Source organism: Aeromonas sp. PrichA-15 (assembly GCF_017939245.1).
Lineage (GTDB): Bacteria > Pseudomonadota > Gammaproteobacteria > Enterobacterales > Aeromonadaceae > Aeromonas > Aeromonas caviae.
Map to the genome: position 1 here is coordinate 1 of NZ_JAGKRH010000327.1, position 16,435 is coordinate 16,435.

At 60.1% G+C, this 16,435-nt stretch carries 14 protein-coding genes and 1 pseudogene; 14 read left to right on the forward strand and 1 reads right to left on the reverse strand.

From position 1 onward, the window contains the following. The 13 genes and pseudogenes from J9889_RS22895 to J9889_RS22955 all read left to right on the forward strand — a co-directional run. Positions 1-517, forward strand: a 517-nt coding sequence (locus tag J9889_RS22895) for an RNA-guided endonuclease TnpB family protein (RefSeq protein WP_210538574.1), incomplete at its 5' end; no start/stop codon positions are given. A 488-nt stretch (positions 518-1,005) separates the two neighbouring features. Then, the gene (thrS, locus tag J9889_RS22900) at positions 1,006-2,934 is read left to right on the forward strand and encodes a threonine--tRNA ligase (protein WP_052815417.1); all 1,929 of its coding nucleotides are present in this window, start codon (positions 1,006-1,008) and stop codon (positions 2,932-2,934) included. Between the two features lie 21 nt (positions 2,935-2,955). Beyond that, on the forward strand, positions 2,956-3,486 hold the full coding sequence (gene infC, locus J9889_RS22905; protein WP_185219337.1) for a translation initiation factor IF-3: 531 nt from the start codon (positions 2,956-2,958) through the stop codon (positions 3,484-3,486). Positions 3,487-3,572: 86 nt separating this feature from the next. Then, positions 3,573-3,770 carry a 50S ribosomal protein L35 gene (gene rpmI, locus J9889_RS22910; protein WP_005300673.1) on the forward strand — a complete coding sequence of 66 codons (198 nt, stop codon included), beginning with the start codon at positions 3,573-3,575 and terminating at the stop codon, positions 3,768-3,770. Between the two features lie 15 nt (positions 3,771-3,785). Then, positions 3,786-4,142 (forward strand): 50S ribosomal protein L20, encoded by a 357-nt coding sequence (gene rplT / locus J9889_RS22915; protein ID WP_010674800.1) that lies wholly within the window; start codon positions 3,786-3,788, stop codon positions 4,140-4,142. A 306-nt stretch (positions 4,143-4,448) separates the two neighbouring features. Continuing rightward, positions 4,449-5,432 carry a phenylalanine--tRNA ligase subunit alpha gene (gene pheS, locus J9889_RS22920; protein ID WP_043155490.1) on the forward strand — a complete coding sequence of 328 codons (984 nt, stop codon included), beginning with the start codon at positions 4,449-4,451 and terminating at the stop codon, positions 5,430-5,432. Positions 5,433-5,444: 12 nt separating this feature from the next. Next, complete coding sequence (gene pheT, locus J9889_RS22925; protein WP_210558332.1) at positions 5,445-7,832, forward strand: phenylalanine--tRNA ligase subunit beta; 2,388 nt, start codon at positions 5,445-5,447, stop codon at positions 7,830-7,832. A 3-nt stretch (positions 7,833-7,835) separates the two neighbouring features. Further along, positions 7,836-8,132: an integration host factor subunit alpha gene (ihfA, locus tag J9889_RS22930; RefSeq protein ID WP_005300715.1), complete on the forward strand. Its 297-nt coding sequence runs from the start codon at positions 7,836-7,838 to the stop codon at positions 8,130-8,132. 54 nt (positions 8,133-8,186) lie between these two features. Then, positions 8,187-12,110: a transporter substrate-binding domain-containing protein gene (locus J9889_RS22935; protein ID WP_210558339.1), complete on the forward strand. Its 3,924-nt coding sequence runs from the start codon at positions 8,187-8,189 to the stop codon at positions 12,108-12,110. A 1-nt stretch (position 12,111) separates the two neighbouring features. After that, positions 12,112-13,362 (forward strand): response regulator, encoded by a 1,251-nt coding sequence (locus J9889_RS22940; RefSeq protein ID WP_052815378.1) that lies wholly within the window; start codon positions 12,112-12,114, stop codon positions 13,360-13,362. Next, on the forward strand, positions 13,363-13,977 hold the full coding sequence (locus J9889_RS22945; RefSeq protein WP_052815379.1) for a GNAT family N-acetyltransferase: 615 nt from the start codon (positions 13,363-13,365) through the stop codon (positions 13,975-13,977). Between the two features lie 72 nt (positions 13,978-14,049). Further along, positions 14,050-14,823 (forward strand): Sir2 family NAD+-dependent deacetylase, encoded by a 774-nt coding sequence (gene cobB, locus J9889_RS22950; RefSeq protein WP_041211443.1) that lies wholly within the window; start codon positions 14,050-14,052, stop codon positions 14,821-14,823. A gap of 106 nt (positions 14,824-14,929) precedes the next feature. Further along, positions 14,930-15,390, forward strand: a pseudogene (locus J9889_RS22955) (hypothetical protein). 95 nt (positions 15,391-15,485) lie between these two features. Here the strand turns inward: J9889_RS22955 and tnpA are convergent. Next, positions 15,486-15,890, reverse strand: a complete 405-nt coding sequence (gene tnpA / locus J9889_RS22960) for an IS200/IS605-like element ISAs26 family transposase (protein WP_210558334.1) — start codon at positions 15,888-15,890, stop codon at positions 15,486-15,488. A gap of 57 nt (positions 15,891-15,947) precedes the next feature. On the opposite strand from tnpA, the gene J9889_RS22965 reads away from it, so the two are divergent. Further along, the coding region (locus J9889_RS22965) for a helix-turn-helix domain-containing protein (protein WP_210558336.1) at positions 15,948-16,435 on the forward strand (488 nt) is incomplete at its 3' end.

The following is a 16,435-nucleotide window of genomic DNA, read 5'->3' on the forward strand; positions in this document are numbered from 1 at the left end:
AGCCAAGATCCAGCGGCTGCACTCACATATCGCCAATACCCGCCGCGATTACCTTCACAAGGTCACAACGACTATCAGCAAAAACCACGCGATGATCGTCATTGAGGATTTGAAGGTTGCCAGCATGTCAAAATCAGCAGCGGGCATGACCAGTCAGCCGGGGCGCAACGTCCGGGCAAAATCAGGGCTGAATCGTTCGATATTAGATCAGGGCTGGTTTGAGCTGCGCCGCCAGCTCGAATACAAGCAGGCATGGCGAGGTGGTCAGGTGTTGGCGATAAACCCGGCCTACACCAGCCAGCAGTGCGCCTGTTGTGGGCATACTGCGAAGGATAACCGCCAGACGCAAAGCCAGTTTAAATGCGCTGCGTGTGGTTATGAGGCGAACGCCGATGTGAATGGCGCTCGCAATATTTTAGCGGCGGGACACGCCGTTTTAGCCTGTGGAGGCGCGGTGCAATCAGGCCGCCCGATGAAGCAGGAACCCGGTACTGCGCGAGCAGCTATCACCCAGTAATGGGAATCCCCCTCCTGTGACGCGAAGCGCTAAGGTGGGGGAGGATGTCAACGCCCAGGATCACCAGCTCACCGATATGGACGGGACAGTGAGTCGTGAGAAGGTGATCCGGATGAACCAGCTTTTCTGCATGCTCCGGAAATGAAATGTCGTAGGTGTACATCATGCTCTCCTTGCTTTGGCTGACGCCTCAATCTGGTACAGGGTATGGCAGCAGAAGGGCGCCCTCGCAAGTAGGACAGGTTGACACCCGCGCTTAGACGGTATGCAAAATCGCCAAGACAGCTTGTCTGGGTTGTCGCGTCTGATACAATCCCCCGCTGTACCTCTCAATGGATGGCCTTGCACACGCCATATGGTGTGCCACTGCCGTGTACCAACCGTATTGTGAACGGTGAAACTCGGGAGTGAACAGCTGGACATGAAAGGGTTTCTCCAACCTGCATGTGGCCTTTGGTAGGGGTCACCACTGTATAAGGAAACACCTAATGCCAATCATTACTCTGCCTGACGGCAGCCAACGTCAATTTGCCCACGCCGTTTCCGTCATGGATGTGGCCGCGGACATCGGTCCCGGTCTCGCCAAGGCGTGCATTGCCGGTCGGGTAAACGGTGAACTGGTGGATGCCTGTGAGCTGATCGAAACCGATGCCTCCCTGGCCATCATCACCGCCAAAGACGAAGAAGGTCTGGACATTCTGCGCCACTCCTGTGCTCACCTGCTGGGTCATGCCATCAAGCAACTCTGGCCCCAGACCAAGATGGCCATCGGTCCCGTCATCGACAACGGTTTCTACTATGACATCGATCTCGACCGCACCCTGACCGACGAAGATCTGGCTGCCCTGGAAGAGCGCATGCTGGCGCTGGCCGCCAAGGATTACGACGTCATCAAGAAGAAGGTCTCCTGGCAGGAAGCACGTGACGTGTTCGAAGCCCGTGGCGAGACCTACAAGGTCGAGATCCTGGATCAGAACATTGCCCGTGATGACCAGCCCGGTCTGTATCATCACGAAGAGTACATCGACATGTGTCGCGGCCCGCACGTGCCCAACATGCGTCATTGCCACCACTTCAAGTTGCAGAAGATGTCCGGCGCCTACTGGCGCGGCGACTCCAACAACAAGATGCTGCAGCGCATCTACGGCACCGCCTGGGCCGACAAGAAGCAGCTCAAGGCCTATTTGCAGCGTCTGGAAGAGGCCGCCAAGCGCGACCACCGCAAGATCGGCAAGCAGCTCGACCTGTACCACATGCAGGAAGAAGCGCCGGGCATGGTGTTCTGGCACAACGATGGCTGGACCATTTTCCGCGAGCTGGAAACCTTCATCCGTGGCAAGCTCAAAGAGTACGACTATCAGGAAGTGAAAGGCCCCTTCATGATGGATCGCGTGCTGTGGGAGCGTTCAGGTCACTGGGAAAAATACGCCCAGGCCATGTTCACCACCCAGTCCGAAAACCGCGAGTACGCCATCAAGCCGATGAACTGCCCGGGTCACGTGCAGATTTTCAACCAGGGTCTGAAATCCTACCGCGATCTGCCGCTGCGCATGGCCGAGTTCGGCTCCTGCCACCGCAACGAGCCGTCAGGCTCCCTGCACGGCCTGATGCGGGTACGGGGTTTCACCCAGGATGACGCCCACATCTTCTGTACCGAAGAGCAGATCATGGAAGAGGTGTCTGCGTGCATCCGCATGGTCTATGACGTCTACGGCACCTTCGGTTTCGAAAACATCGTGGTCAAGCTCTCGACCCGTCCGGAGCAGCGTATCGGCTCTGATGAAGCCTGGGATCGTGCCGAGGCCGCGCTGGCCGAGGCGCTGGAACTCAACGGCCTGAAGTACGACCTGCAACCGGGCGAGGGGGCTTTCTACGGTCCCAAGATCGAGTTCACCCTGCACGATTGCCTTGATCGTGCCTGGCAGTGTGGTACCGTGCAGCTCGACTTTGCCCTGCCGGGCCGTCTTGGCGCCACCTATGTGGGCGAAGACAACGAGCGCCACATCCCCGTGATGATCCACCGCGCCATTCTGGGCTCGCTGGAGCGCTTCATCGGGATCCTGACGGAAGAGTACGCCGGTCTGTTCCCGACCTGGCTGGCTCCGACCCAGGCCGTGGTCATGAATATCACGGATAACCAGGCCGATTATGCTGTGAAAGTTGCCAAGGCATTGAATGATGCGGGCCTTCGCGCAAAAGCGGACTTGAGAAATGAGAAGATTGGCTTTAAAATCCGCGAGCATACTTTGAAGCGAGTACCCTTCATGCTGGTCTGCGGCGACAAAGAAGTAGAAGCCGGCAAGATTGCAGTGCGTACTCGTAAAGGGGCTGACCTGGGCTCTTATCCTGTTGAAGAGCTGATTGCTCTGTTGACCCAGGAAGTTCAGACCCGCGGACAAAAGAAAGTGGAGGAATAAGCTATAAAAGGCGGAAAAAAACTGGGCAAGCAACCGCAAGCCCGCGCTCACCGGATCAATGAAGAGATCCGTCTGAAAGAAGTTCGTCTGACTGGTCTGGATGGTGAAGCCATTGGCATCACCTCCATTCAGGATGCGCTGAACTTGGCCCTTGAGGCAGGAGTGGATCTGGTCGAGATCAGTCCGAACGCTGAGCCGCCCGTTTGCCGGATCATGGATTACGGCAAATTCCTCTACGAAAAGAGCAAGACCACCAAAGAACAGAAGAAAAAGCAGAAAGTCGTCCAGGTCAAGGAAATCAAATTCCGTCCTGGCACAGACGAAGGCGACTATCAGGTAAAACTACGCAACCTGGTTCGCTTTCTGGAAGACGGGGACAAGGCAAAGGTCACTCTGCGCTTCCGTGGTCGTGAAATGGCCCACCAGGATCTTGGTATCAAGGTTCTCGAGCGCGTCAAGAACGATCTGGAAGAGCTGGCTGTAGTCGAATCGTTCCCGAAAGTCGAAGGCCGTCAAGCTGTGATGGTCCTCGCACCCAAGAAGAAATCTTAAGGCCCACAAGAAATTGACTCATGGGGCTGGCCCCATGAGTCGGTTCGCCTTGCGATTTTGTTGTCACTCACAATGCGGAGTATGAAATGCCGAAGATGAAAACCAACCGGGGCGCCGCAAAGCGCTTCAAGAAGACTGGCTCAGGTCGCTTCAAGTGCAAGCACAACCACCTGCGTCACATCCTGACCAAGAAGAGCAGCAAGCGTAAGCGTCAGCTGGGACCGAAGTTCTTTGTTTCCGCTGCCGACCACAAACGTGTTGTCGCTTGTCTGCCGTACGCATAAGGGGGGATGTGAAAAATGCCAAGAGTTAAACGTGGTGTGACCGCTCGCGCTCGTCACAAGAAAGTAATGAAAGCCGCCAAGGGTTACTACGGCGCCCGTTCCCGTGTCTACCGCGTAGCGGTACAAGCGGTAACCAAAGCTGGTCAGTATGCCTACCGTGACCGTCGCCAGAAGAAGCGTCAGTTCCGTCAACTGTGGATTGCACGTATCAACGCTGCAGCCCGTCAGAACGGCCTGTCCTACAGCCGTCTGATCGACGGTCTGAAGAAGGCTTCCATCGAGATCGATCGCAAGATCCTGTCCGATATCGCCGTTCACGACAAGCTGGCTTTCACCGCCCTGGTTGAAAAAGCTAAAGCAGCTCTGGTCTAATCCAGCTCTGTTATAAAAATAAAGGAGGCTCAGGCCTCCTTTTTTGTTGCTCATTTTTGAGCGTTGGCAGGTAGCATGCCACGTTCATGAATGCTTTATCCTTCCATATGCCAACAAACTAGAACAAACGACGCTTGTCTCAATCCTGTTGCATCTGGCTTGTGGCTTTCTCTATATAACAAAATGATTTGCAGGGAGAAAAGCCCGTCATAACTATGGTCAGCCAAGGGGCTTTTTTTGTATTATTCCCCTCTTGACCTTATTTAGCCTAAAGGCTCCTGTTCCGGGAGTGGTGACGAGGAAGACATGCAACAGCTTGAAGAAGTAGTCGGCCAGGCCAAGGCCGAAATTGAGGGCGTAAGCGACATCGCCGCCCTCGACGAAATCCGGGTCAAATATCTGGGTAAAAAGGGCTTTTTTACCGAGCAGATGAAGGGCCTGGGCGCCCTGTCCGCTGAAGAGCGTCCCGCCGCGGGCGCCGTGATCAACCAGGCCAAACAGCAGGTTCAGGATGCCCTGAACGCGCGTCGTGAAGCCCTCGAAATCGCCGTGCTGAACCAGAAGCTGGCCGCCGAGACGATCGACGTCAGCCTGCCGGGCCGCCGCATCGAGAATGGCGGTCTGCACCCGGTGACCCGTACCATCGAGCGCATCGAGCGCCTGTTTGGCGAGATGGGCTTCAAGGTTGCCCGTGGTCCCGAGATTGAAGATGGCTTCCACAACTTCGATGCGCTGAATATCCCGGCTCACCACCCGGCGCGTACCGATCACGACACCTTCTACTTCAATCCTGATCTGATGCTGCGTACCCACACCTCCGGTGTGCAGATCCGCACCATGGAACATCAGCAGCCGCCGATCCGCATCATCGCGCCGGGCCGCGTCTATCGTAACGACTACGACATGACCCACACCCCGATGTTCCACCAGGTCGAAGGCCTGCTGGTCGACGAGCATGCCAGCTTCACCGAGCTGAAAGGCATCCTGCACGACTTCCTGCGCAACTACTTCGAGGAAGACTTGACCATTCGCTTCCGTCCTTCCTATTTCCCGTTCACCGAGCCGAGCGCCGAAGTGGACGTGATGGGCAAGAACGGCAAGTGGCTGGAAGTGCTGGGCTGCGGCATGGTGCACCCGAACGTGCTGCGTTCGGTCGGCATCGATCCGGAAAAATACTCCGGCTTTGCCTTCGGCATGGGCGTTGAGCGCCTGACCATGCTGCGTTACGGGGTCAACGACCTGCGTGCCTTCTTCGAAAACGACCTGCGCTTCCTCAAGCAGTTCAAGTAAGGGCGAGAGAACATGAAATTCAGTAAATCCTGGGTGATGGAGTGGGTCCGCACCGAGTTGAGTGACAATGCATTGGCCGAGCAGATCACCATGGCCGGTCTGGAAGTGGACGCCGTGGAAGCGGTGGCCGGCCAGTTCAACAATGTGGTCGTGGGTGAAGTGGTCGAGTGCGCCCAGCACCCGGACGCGGACAAGCTGCGTGTGACCAAGGTCAACGTGGGCGAGGCCGAGCTGCTGGACATCGTCTGCGGTGCGCCGAACTGCCGCGCCGGCCTCAAAGTGTGCGTGGCCAAGGTCGGGGCGACCCTGCCGGGTGATTTCACCATCAAGAAAGCCAAGCTGCGCGGCCAGCCGTCCCACGGCATGCTCTGCTCCTTCAGCGAGCTGGGCATCGACGTCGAAGCCGATGGCATCATCGAGCTGCCGCTTGATGCCCCCATCGGGACCGATATCCGTGAATACCTCGCGCTCAACGACGTCAGCATCGATGTGGATCTGACCCCGAACCGTGCCGATTGCCTCGGCATCGCGGGTCTGGCCCGTGAAATCGGCGTGCTCAACAGCGTGGACGTGGTCGAGCCGACCTGGGCGCCGGCTGTTGCCACTATCGATGCAACCTTCCCGATCCGGGTTGAAGCGTCGGCAGATTGCCCCCGTTATCTCGGCCGTGTCATCAAGGGGCTGAACCTGCACGCCCAGAGCCCGCTCTGGATGCAGGAGAAGCTGCGCCGTGGCGGTATTCGTTCCATCGACGCCATCGTTGACATCACCAACTACCTGCTGCTGGAATACGGCCAGCCGATGCACGCCTTCGACCTGGCGACGCTTGAAGGGGAACTGGTGGTGCGTCGCGCCAAGGCCGACGAGCCCATGACCCTGCTCGATGGCAACGAGGTGAAGCTCAAAGAGACCACGCTCGTGATTGCCGATGCCAAAGGCCCTGCCTGCATGGCCGGCATCTTCGGCGGCGATCGCACCGGTGTCTCCGAGACCACCACCGACATCCTGCTGGAGTGCGCCTTCTTCGCGCCGCTCTCCATCACCGGCCGTGCCCGTGCCTACGGTCTGCATACCGATTCTTCCCACCGCTTCGAGCGCGGGGTGGATCCCGAGCTGCAGGCCAAGGTGATGGATCGTGCCACCCGTCTGCTGCTGGACATCTGCGGCGGTGAAGCGGGTCCGGTCATCGAAGTCAAATCCGATGCCCATTTGCCCAAGGCTGCCCCCATCAAGCTGCGCCGCACCAAGCTCGACAAGGTGATCGGCATCAGCGTGGCGGATGCGCAGGTGGTCGAAATTCTGACTCGTCTGGGCATGCAGGTAACCGTGGATACTGACGGCTGGACCGCGCTGGCTCCCTCCTGGCGTTTCGACATCGCCATCGAGGAAGACCTCATCGAGGAAGTGGCCCGCATCTACGGCTACAACAACATCCCGAACCTGAAACCCGCCGCCTCTCTGGCGATGGTGGAGCAGGCTGAAGGGCAGGTGACCCTGAAGCGGGTACGCGACCTGCTGGTTGATCGCGGTTTCCAGGAAGCGATCACCTACAGCTTCGTCGATCCCAAGACCCAGCAAACCCTGTTCCCGCAGAGCGATGCTATCGTGCTGCCGAACCCGATCTCGGTCGAGATGTCCGCCATGCGCGTCTCTCTGTTCCCGGGTCTGGTGCAGGCGGTGGTCTACAACCAGAACCGTCAGCAGCCACGCGTGCGCCTGTTTGAGCAGGGCCTGCGTTTCATCAAGGACGAGAATGCCGAGAACGGCATCCGTCAGGAACCCATGCTGGCCGGCATCATCACCGGCAACCAGGGGGACGAGCACTGGGATGTCAAGGCCTGCCACGTCGACTTCTTCGATCTGAAGGGTGACCTGGAAGCGGTACTGGATCTGACTGCCGAAGGGGCTACCTTCACCTTCGAGCGCACCGAGCACAGTGCCCTGCATCCGGGCCAGAGCGCAGCCATTCTGCGTAATGGCGTCGTGATCGGCCACATCGGCGTGATCCATCCGAGCCTCGAGAAGAAGCTGGGGCTCAAGAGCCGCGCTGTCATGTTCGAGCTGGAGCTGGACAAACTGACGCCGGCCAAGGTGCCGGTTGCTGCCGAAGTATCCAAGTTCCCGGCCAACCGTCGCGACATCGCCGTGGTGGTTGACAGACAGATCCTGGCAGGCGACGTTCTGGCAGTAATTAAAAAAGTTGGCGGAAATCAGTTAGTTGGAATAAACTTGTTCGACGTATACCAGGGCGCTGGTATGGCAGAGGACAAGAAGAGCCTGGCCATCAGCCTGGTGTTGCAAGACACCCAGCGCACCCTGGAGGAGAAAGAGATCGCCGAGACCGTGGACAATGTCGTGCGGGCCCTCGGTGAAGAGTTGAATGCATCCTTGAGGGATTGATCTATGGCGCTTACCAAAGCCGACATTGCAGAGCACCTGTTCACCCAGCTCGGGATGAGCAAGCGTGAAGCCAAAGATATGGTGGAAGCCTTCTTTGAGGAGATCAGACAGGCGCTCGAGCGTGGCGAACAGGTCAAGATTTCCGGCTTCGGTAACTTCGATCTTCGCGAGAAGAACCAGCGTCCCGGACGCAACCCCAAGACGGGGGAGGATATTCCCATCAGCGCCCGTCGCGTGGTGACCTTCCGGCCCGGCCAGAAGCTCAAGGCCAGGGTAGAAAATGTTGAACCCAACGAGTGACAAAAAGCCAGGCAATCGCCTGGCTTTTCCATTCCGATGATAAAAATCCTTCTGTTGTCCGGCGCGCTGCTGGCCTTGCCACTGCGTGCCGCCATACTCCCGCTGTCACCGGGTGCCCAGGCTTATGCCGATTCGCTCACCGGAGTGACCTTCTGTTACCCGGCCCTGCAACGTCCTCCCTATCTGGAGGCGGAGGGGGGCCTGCTTATCGATCGCATGACGCGGTTGGCAGAGCTGTTGCCGGTACCGGTGCATGTCGAGAAGCGGCCGAGCTGGGCAGCCATGACGCAGGATCTGCTGAACGGGCGCTGCGATCTCATTCCTCACGTCGGGCCTGCCCGGTCGAACTCGAGCGATACCGTCTTGAGCCGGGCCATGATGGAAGCGGAGTCCGCCATCCTCTATCGGGGTGAGCTCGATCAGGCGCAGTTTCTGGTGTCACCTATCTGGCAGGCCCAGGAGATCCTGAAGCGTCTCTATCCAGGTTCATCCCAGCAACAGCTGACCGATGCCGAGAACTGGTATGGTGCCCTGGTGGCCGGCAAGGGCAGCGCCTATCTCGGCGATTATCTGCAACTGCGCTACCTGATGCGGGAATTCCCGGATGAAGGGCTGCGCCTTCGTCGTCTTCGCAGCGATGATCTGGTCATCAGTTACCGGCTGATGATGCGCAACCAGCCCGAGTTGCTGGAGCTGGTGGATACGGCCATCCGCTATTTGCCGCCGGGCAGTCTCTACCGGGATCTGGGCAAGTATCTGCCTCAGGGTGAGCAGGATGTGAATCCTCTGCATTTTACCGACAAGGAGCAGGCCTGGCTGGTCGGCAAGGCCCACACCATCAAGATGGTGGCGGATCCCGGCTTCATGCCATACAGCGGTGTCAACCAGCAGGGAGAGCTCATTGGCTGGAGTGCGGATGTCTTGCGGGAAGTGAGTCGGCAGACAGGGCTGCGCTTCGAGCTGGTACCCGCCGCCAGCCGGGAGGAGGCGTTGGCATTGCTGCGCAGTGGCGATGCCGCCATGATGGTCGGGCTGATGGAGTCCGCCGCCCTGAACAAGGAGTTCGACTTCACCCGGATGGTGGCGACCAGCCGCTATGCTCTGGTCAGTCGCAGCAAGAGGGGGCCTGCCTCCCTCGCGGACGTCAGTGGCAAGGTGGTGGTCCCGAGAATGCTCTATGATCCCGGCCTGCTTGCCCGGTTCGGCCAGCATGAGTGGGAGGTGACCGACAACCTGCTGCAGGGATTGGCGGCGGTGCGGCATGGGGATGCCCAGGCCATGCTGGCGGAGTTGTACCAGCTCCAATATCCCATTCGAAACAACCAGTTGAGCGAGCTGACCATCACCGAATTGCCGGAGCGTTTCGGCCTCGGTTTTGCCATCCGGCCGGAACAGACCAGCCTGGCAGGGGTGCTGGATCAGAGCCTGATGACCCTCAATGATCGGCAGGTGGACGAGCTGGTGCAACGCTGGCGTCGCCTGGTGGTCAACCAGCAGGAAGGGGTCAGCTACGGTTTCTGGCTTGGCTCCGTGTTGCTGGCACTGCTGATCAGCATGGCGGTGATCTGGTCAGTCTGGCGTTCCCGCCAGCAACTGGCCCAGGAGGCCCGCGAGCGTCACAAGGTAGAGCAGTCGCTGGCGCTGGAAAGCAAGTTCAGGGAGTCTCTCTTCCAGGCGCTCCCCGTGCCCGTGTTCTTGCGCAATGACAAAGGGGAGGTGATCAAGCGCAACAAGCGGGCCAAGCGCATGGAGGCGCGCTACGCCGCCGATCTGGTGCTGCCCGCGCCACAGTTGCAGGGCGCCGAAGGGGAGCTGGCGCTGCACGAGCAGGTCTACTCCTATGCCCAGATCCCCTTGCGACTGGGCCCCCAGGCACCGGCAGGGGATCTTATCGCCCTCTCCGACATCAGCGCCCTGCGCGAGCGTACCCGCCTGCTGCGTCAGGCAGAGCGGCGCCTGCGCGCCCTCACCAATACGGTGCCCGGTGTGGTGCTGCAATTCACCCTGCTGGGGGGAGCCATCACCCGGGTGGAGTTTGTGAGCCGGGGCAGTCACGAACTGCTGGGGCTGGCGAGCCAGCAGATCCGGGTCAATCCCAACGAGACCCTGACTCGCATCTCCCACCAGGACAGGCGCGAGATGCGAGCCCCCATGCTGGCCATGCTGCAAGCCGGGCGACCTTTCTCCCATCTGCTGCGCTATCAGCACCCCGCCAAGGGAACCCGCTGGCTGCAATTTTCCGGCAGGGGGCGCCGTCAGGGGGAGGGGTGGCGGATCTACGGGGTGGTGCAGGATGTGACGGCCAGGGTGGAGCAGGAGCACTCCCTGCAGCTTTCCCACGAGCAGGCCCAGCAGGCCGTGCTTGCCAAGGGGCGCTTCCTGGCCGCCGTGAGCCACGAGATCCGCACCCCCATGAACGCCATGCTCGGCTTGCTGGAGTGGCTCGAGCAGACCGGACTCAATGCAGAGCAGGCCTCGGCTCTGGCCCATGTCAGGCAGGCGGGCAATGAACTGCTCGGGCTGCTCAACGACGTGCTCGACTTCAGCCGCAACGAGACGCGTCAGTTGCGCCTCTCTGTACAGCCCACGGATCTAGTGGAGCTGTGCGAACACGTGGCGGCGGTGCACTGGTCCAAGGCGCGATCCCGCCATCTGCAACTGCGCCTGGCGCTTGACCCGGCGCTGCCCGCCTTGATGGAACTCGATCCCCACCGGGTGCAACAGGTGCTGCACAACCTGCTCTCCAACGCCATCAAGTTCAGCGAGCGGGGAGAGGTGGTGCTCTGGGCCCGGCGACAAGGGGAGTGGATTTTGTGCGGGGTGGACGACGAGGGGCCCGGGATCAGTGCCGAGCTGTTGCCCCGGTTGTTCCTGCCCTTCGAACAAGGGGAGGAGCCTGGCCAGCCCAGAGCCCAGGGAACCGGGCTTGGGCTAGCCATCTGCCGCCAGTTGATGGAGCAGATGGGGGGCGAGATCCGGGTCGAGCCTCTGGCTCGCGGGGGTAGCCGTTTCCTCTGCTCGTTGCCCCTCAGGCATGCGCAGGAGAAGGCGCCCTGGCAACCGCGCGTCAAGACGGTCTCCCTACAACTGTTGCCCGGGGAGCTCGAATATATGCGGGCCTGGCTCGCAGAGTTTGGCGTGGCCGAGGATCCGGCGGCACCTTGCCTTGGGGCCATGCAGGACGATGGGGGCTTGCGCGCCTGGTACTGGCAGGGGGAACCCTGGATCCCGGGCTCCGTGGTCAGCCTGCTGCAGCCCAGACTCGTCCGTGGCGCCGAGGAGATCACGGACCTGCCGGGGGCAGGCAGGCGGGTGCTGCTGGTGGAAGATCACGAGGTGAACAGAATGCTGATCAGCATGCAGCTGGGTCAGCTGGGGGCCCGGGTATTGAGCGCGGCCAATGGCCGTCTGGCACTGGAGATCCTGCAATCGGAGTCGGTGGATCTGGTGCTGACGGATCTGCAGATGCCGGTGATGGACGGCGCCGAGCTCTGCAGGCAATTGCACGCCGATGAACGCTGGCAGCATCTACCCGTCTACGTGATCACCGCGGATCTCAGCGAGCAGGCGGCGCAGCGACTGGCGGAATGCGGCTGTCAGGGCCATCTGGACAAACCCGTCTTGCTCAGGGATCTGGCCGTATTGCTTCGTACCGTCTTTGGCCCCCATGACGGGGGGAAGGCACCGCAGCCAACGGCAGCCCTTTCCCTGCCCGTGTCCCTCAGCCCGGCCCTCGTAGACATCTATCTGGCATCGGTTCACCATGATCTGGCCGACATTGAGCGGTGTGTCACACAAGGGGACGAGAAGGCCCTCAATACGGCTTTACACAAGATGAAGGGGGCCGCCAAAATGGTGGGGGCTACCCCCCTGGTAGAGGTGATCGACCGTTGGCAGGAGGCCCCCGGACATCCCCTTGCAGCCGCCTTGAGGCAGTGCGTGGAAGAGGTCTGCCGACAACTGGGCGAGAGAGCATGAGATGATCATCACAGATGAAGAGTTGATGGACTTGCTGGAGTCTGATGACAGCCAGGAGCCAACGTTTTACCCGGTCAGCGTCTATGCCCTGGACGCCGTCTCCCATCTGGCGGTCAAGGGAGCGGGCCTGCCGGCCTATGCCAATCTGCACCGCACCCGACCCGATGCCGGCTGGCAATGGGAAGGACTGTTTGCCGCCGGGGCCATCGCCCTGTTTGATCCTGCCTCTCATCAGGGGGCCGACTATCTGCCTCATCTGTTGGCTCCCGGGGCGGGGATCTATCGCCTCAGCGATCCCTGGCTCGAGGGGTTGCAGGCACGGGAGCAGGGGTGGCGTGCCTGGCTCGCCCAGTGCCAGATCCTGCTGCTCGAAGATCACCCCTTCCAGGGAGCCTGCATTCAGCAGGAGATCCAGGGACTGGGGTTGCCCTGCCACTGGGTTCAGGATGGCGAAGGGTGCCTCAAGGCGCTGGAAGAGGGGGGCGTGAGATTGCTTATCTGTGATCTCAGCCTAGCGGAGCAGGATGCCATCAGCCTGCTGATGAGCCATCCCCAGTATCGCCACAGCGGTCTGCCCATCATCCTGCTCTCCGCTCATGATCAGACCCTGATAGACGGCGCCCGGCGTCTCCTGCACGATGCGGGTTTCAACGTGCTGGCCGCCCTGGCCAAGCCGCTGCAAAGCGACGATCTGCTGCGTCTGCTCAAGATGCTCTATCTTGGCCCCCAGCGTCAGCGCAGGCTGGGCGGGCTCAAGCGCACCGTGCGTAGCTGGCAGGGAGAGGCGAGAGGACAGCTTGGGCTGCTGGCAGATGCGGCTTCCTGCACGCTGCCGATCTGGCTGAGCCTGAGCGGTCTTTCCCCTCACTGGGAGCCGCTCAAGCTCTGGCTCGAGCAGCATGGACGAGAAGCAAGCGAACTCACCCTGGTCATCCACCGACGGGATCACCTGCTGAGCCAGGCGGACCGTTTCGCCCTGGTGCTGCAGGCGAGCCTCGCGGGGGCCAGACTCGCGCTGCTGCTCGATCATGCCCAGCACCTGCCGTTTGATCTCATCGAGCGTCTGCCGTTGCAATCCTTGCTGCTCGGGCAACACCTGCTGCCCGAACTGGAGGCGATGGCTGCCGACTCCTTGCTGGCCCGCTTCATCCAGCGCTCCCGGGAGCTTGGCATCGCGCTCTACCTCGACGACCCCTTCAACCTGCAGGATGCCGCCCAGTGGCAGGATCGCGGCGTGGCAGGGCGCTGGTAAATGGCTCGCTATCTTTGCTGGCCGCTCGATGAGCCGCGCTTGTGGCAGGGAATGTCGGGTTGGACGGCTCCCGCCTCACGGGCCGCCTTGCCGATGACGATGGTGGTGGGGGGGCTGACTTGCCGCTTGCAGGAGCTGGCGGGCAGCGACCCGAAGCGAATATGCGCGGCCTATGACGCCCTGAGCGAGCAGAGCGTCTATTTGCGCTTCATGCGGGCCAAGCAGCCTGCGACGGCCGAGCAGCTCGCCTTCTTTCTCGACTACCCCAGAGAACCCCAGATAGGATTGCTGCTGACCGACGAGCAGGGGGGGCCGCTTGCCATGGCCCAGTCCGTTCGCCGGCGCCTGCACCCGGACAGGGCCGAGTTTTCCTGCATCGTCGCGGATCATTTTCAGCATCGCGGCGCCGGGCGTCGCATCCTGCTGGCGCTTGCGCGGCTGGCATACGGGGAGGGGATCCGGGAGTGGACGGCGGAAGTGCTCGGCCAGAATCGCCCCATGCTGGCTCTGCTCAAGGGGCTCGGGTTGCCGCTTACCCTGGTGACAGGACGGGAGATGGTCTTTGCCAGGCTGGATCTCGCGCCCATGGCGAGCTTTGTGCTCCCATCGGCCTAAGACCAAGGGCGAATGGGCCGCCTCTTGCTCCTGTGCTAAGGTCAGCCTGTTACCCGTTGGAGGAGAACAACCATGGTGCAGTCAGCCAAACATATCGTGATCCTCACCGGTGCCGGCATCTCGGCCGAATCCGGTATCAAGACCTTCCGGGCCTGTGATGGCCTGTGGGAAGAGCACATGGTGGAGGACGTGGCCACCCCTGAAGGCTATGCGCGGGATCCCGAACTGGTACAACGTTTCTACAATGCACGGCGCCATCAGTTGCAGCGCGCCGAGATCCACCCCAATCCGGCCCACTATGCATTGGCCCGTCTGGAGCGCCTGCTGCCGGGGCGCGTCACCTTGGTCACCCAGAACATCGACAACCTGCACGAGAGTGCCGGCAGCAAGAACCTCATCCACATGCACGGCGAGTTGCTCAAGGCCCGCTGCCCGGGCTCTGGTCAGGTGATCGAGTGGCGCGGGGATCTCCATCAGGAAGAGCTGTGTTCCTGCTGCCAGTTTCCCCACCCGCTGCGCCCCCATGTGGTCTGGTTCGGGGAGATGCCCCTCGGACTTGACCGCATCTACTCGGCCCTGGCTCAGTGCGATCTCTTCATCTCCATCGGGACCTCCGGGGCGGTCTACCCTGCCGCCGGATTCGTCCATGAGGCCGGCCTGAACGGTGCCCATACGGTGGAGCTCAATCTGGAGCCGAGCGAAGTGGGCAGCCAGTTTGATGAAAAACGTTATGGTCCGGCTTCCTTGCTGGTGCCCGCTTTTGTGGATGAACTCCTGCAAAGTTGCGGAGTGCATCAGCCTCTCTCCGTCGAGGGCCATAACTGGATGGAGATGCGGGGCCCCTAATTATTGATTTTTCACACAGTTGCATTGACCCACTGAAATCGCCACACTGGCTCCTAACTTCAAGATGCAGTTGGCACAACATGTCATGAACTTTCCAACGCGCGGGATGGCCTCGCTCCTGCTGGTGCTTTTCTCGTTCGGTACCCAGGCTTCCTCCTCTTCGCTATTGCAACTGATCCTGCCGGACAAGCGGGAAATCACCCTGGATGAGGCGGCGTTGGCAGCCTTGCCACAAGTGGAGTTCGAGACGGCGACGCCCTGGACCCTCGCGGCACTCACCGCTATCGTGGACCGACCCTGAAGAGCGTGCTGGCGCAGCAGCAGGTGGATAGTGCCAGCGCCATCGATGTTGCCGCACTCAATGGCTACCAGCAGCGGGTCGATCTCTCCCTGTTTGCCAAGGTGCCGCTGACCCTGGTGCGTTACCAGGATGACAAACCGCTCACCCGTCGCAATAAAGGGCCGCTCTGGCTGCTGGTCCCCCTCTCGGCCCATCCCGACATGGATGTGTCCGCCATCCACAACAACATGGTCTGGCAGGTGATCCGCATCGAGGTTGTCCCGTGACGCGACGACAGCGAGATAACCTGCTGCTTGCAGCCATCTTAAATGCGAAAGGGGACTCCCTCCGACGTAGGTGGGAGGGGAATTTCGCCGGGGCGTCAGCCCCGCTGGTTTTGAATGTATTGCTTGATCACCTCCAACGGTGCTCCGCCGCAAGAGCCCGCAAAGTAAGAGCGTGACCAGAGTACGGGTTTGCTGTAAGCACCTCTCAAGTCCAGAAATTCATTACGCAGTCGCCTTGATGTGACCGCCTTTAACGAGTTCACCAGTACCGATAGCTGCACCGTTGGCGCGTACTCTATCAGCATGTGAACATGATCAGCCTCTCCGTCACACTCTTTCAGTTCCGCACCAAAATCTCTGCAAACCTCTGCCGCACACTGACCGAAGGAAGCGTGATGCAGAACCCCCAATATCGGCTTTCGATACTTTGTGATAAACACCAAATGTACGTGCAAAACGTAGGCCGCATGGCGTGATTTATTAATTTTAGTGAATTGCATTCTGTCACTCAATCGGGCTTAATAGATATGGCAATAATGCTGCACACTGAGCGCTAAATGCAAATTCTGAAAGCCTACAAATTCCGACTCGAACCGACCGAACAACAAGCGCAACGCCTGCGCCAGTTGGGCGGTTGTGCTCGTTATGTCTGGAATCACGGGCTGGCAGAAACCAAACGCATTCTGGATGCTGGCGAAAAACTGCCTTCTGCCTTTGAGCTGAACAGGATGCTCACCAGTTGGAAGAAAGACCCAGAAATGGCCTTTCTGGCCGAGGCATATACCGACAACCTCCAGCAGAAGCTCAAGGATTTGCATGGCGCGTGGATGCGCTGCTTTGATAAGAAACTCGCCGCCAAGGCACCCGTATTCAAGAAAAAAAGCGACAACCGCGACGCTATCCGCTTCGTCAACTTTGACAAGTATTGCCGCCTTGAAAAAGGTCGCGTGAAGCTTCCTGCCGGGCTGGCGTGGGTCAAGTTTCGCCAGTCCCAGCCAGTTGAAGGAAAAATTAAAAACGCGACCGTCAGCCAAGCAGCCGGGCA

Coding starts and splice junctions, on each gene's coding strand:
- thrS (WP_052815417.1), top strand. CDS start 1,006: ATGCCAATCATTACTCTGCCTGACGGCAGCCAACGTCAATTTGCCCAC.
- rpmI (WP_005300673.1), top strand. CDS start 3,573: ATGCCGAAGATGAAAACCAACCGGGGCGCCGCAAAGCGCTTCAAGAAG.
- rplT (WP_010674800.1), top strand. CDS start 3,786: ATGCCAAGAGTTAAACGTGGTGTGACCGCTCGCGCTCGTCACAAGAAA.
- pheS (WP_043155490.1), top strand. CDS start 4,449: ATGCAACAGCTTGAAGAAGTAGTCGGCCAGGCCAAGGCCGAAATTGAG.
- pheT (WP_210558332.1), top strand. CDS start 5,445: ATGAAATTCAGTAAATCCTGGGTGATGGAGTGGGTCCGCACCGAGTTG.
- ihfA (WP_005300715.1), top strand. CDS start 7,836: ATGGCGCTTACCAAAGCCGACATTGCAGAGCACCTGTTCACCCAGCTC.
- J9889_RS22940 (WP_052815378.1), top strand. CDS start 12,112: ATGATCATCACAGATGAAGAGTTGATGGACTTGCTGGAGTCTGATGAC.
- J9889_RS22945 (WP_052815379.1), top strand. CDS start 13,363: ATGGCTCGCTATCTTTGCTGGCCGCTCGATGAGCCGCGCTTGTGGCAG.
- cobB (WP_041211443.1), top strand. CDS start 14,050: ATGGTGCAGTCAGCCAAACATATCGTGATCCTCACCGGTGCCGGCATC.
- tnpA (WP_210558334.1), bottom strand. CDS start 15,890: ATGCAATTCACTAAAATTAATAAATCACGCCATGCGGCCTACGTTTTG.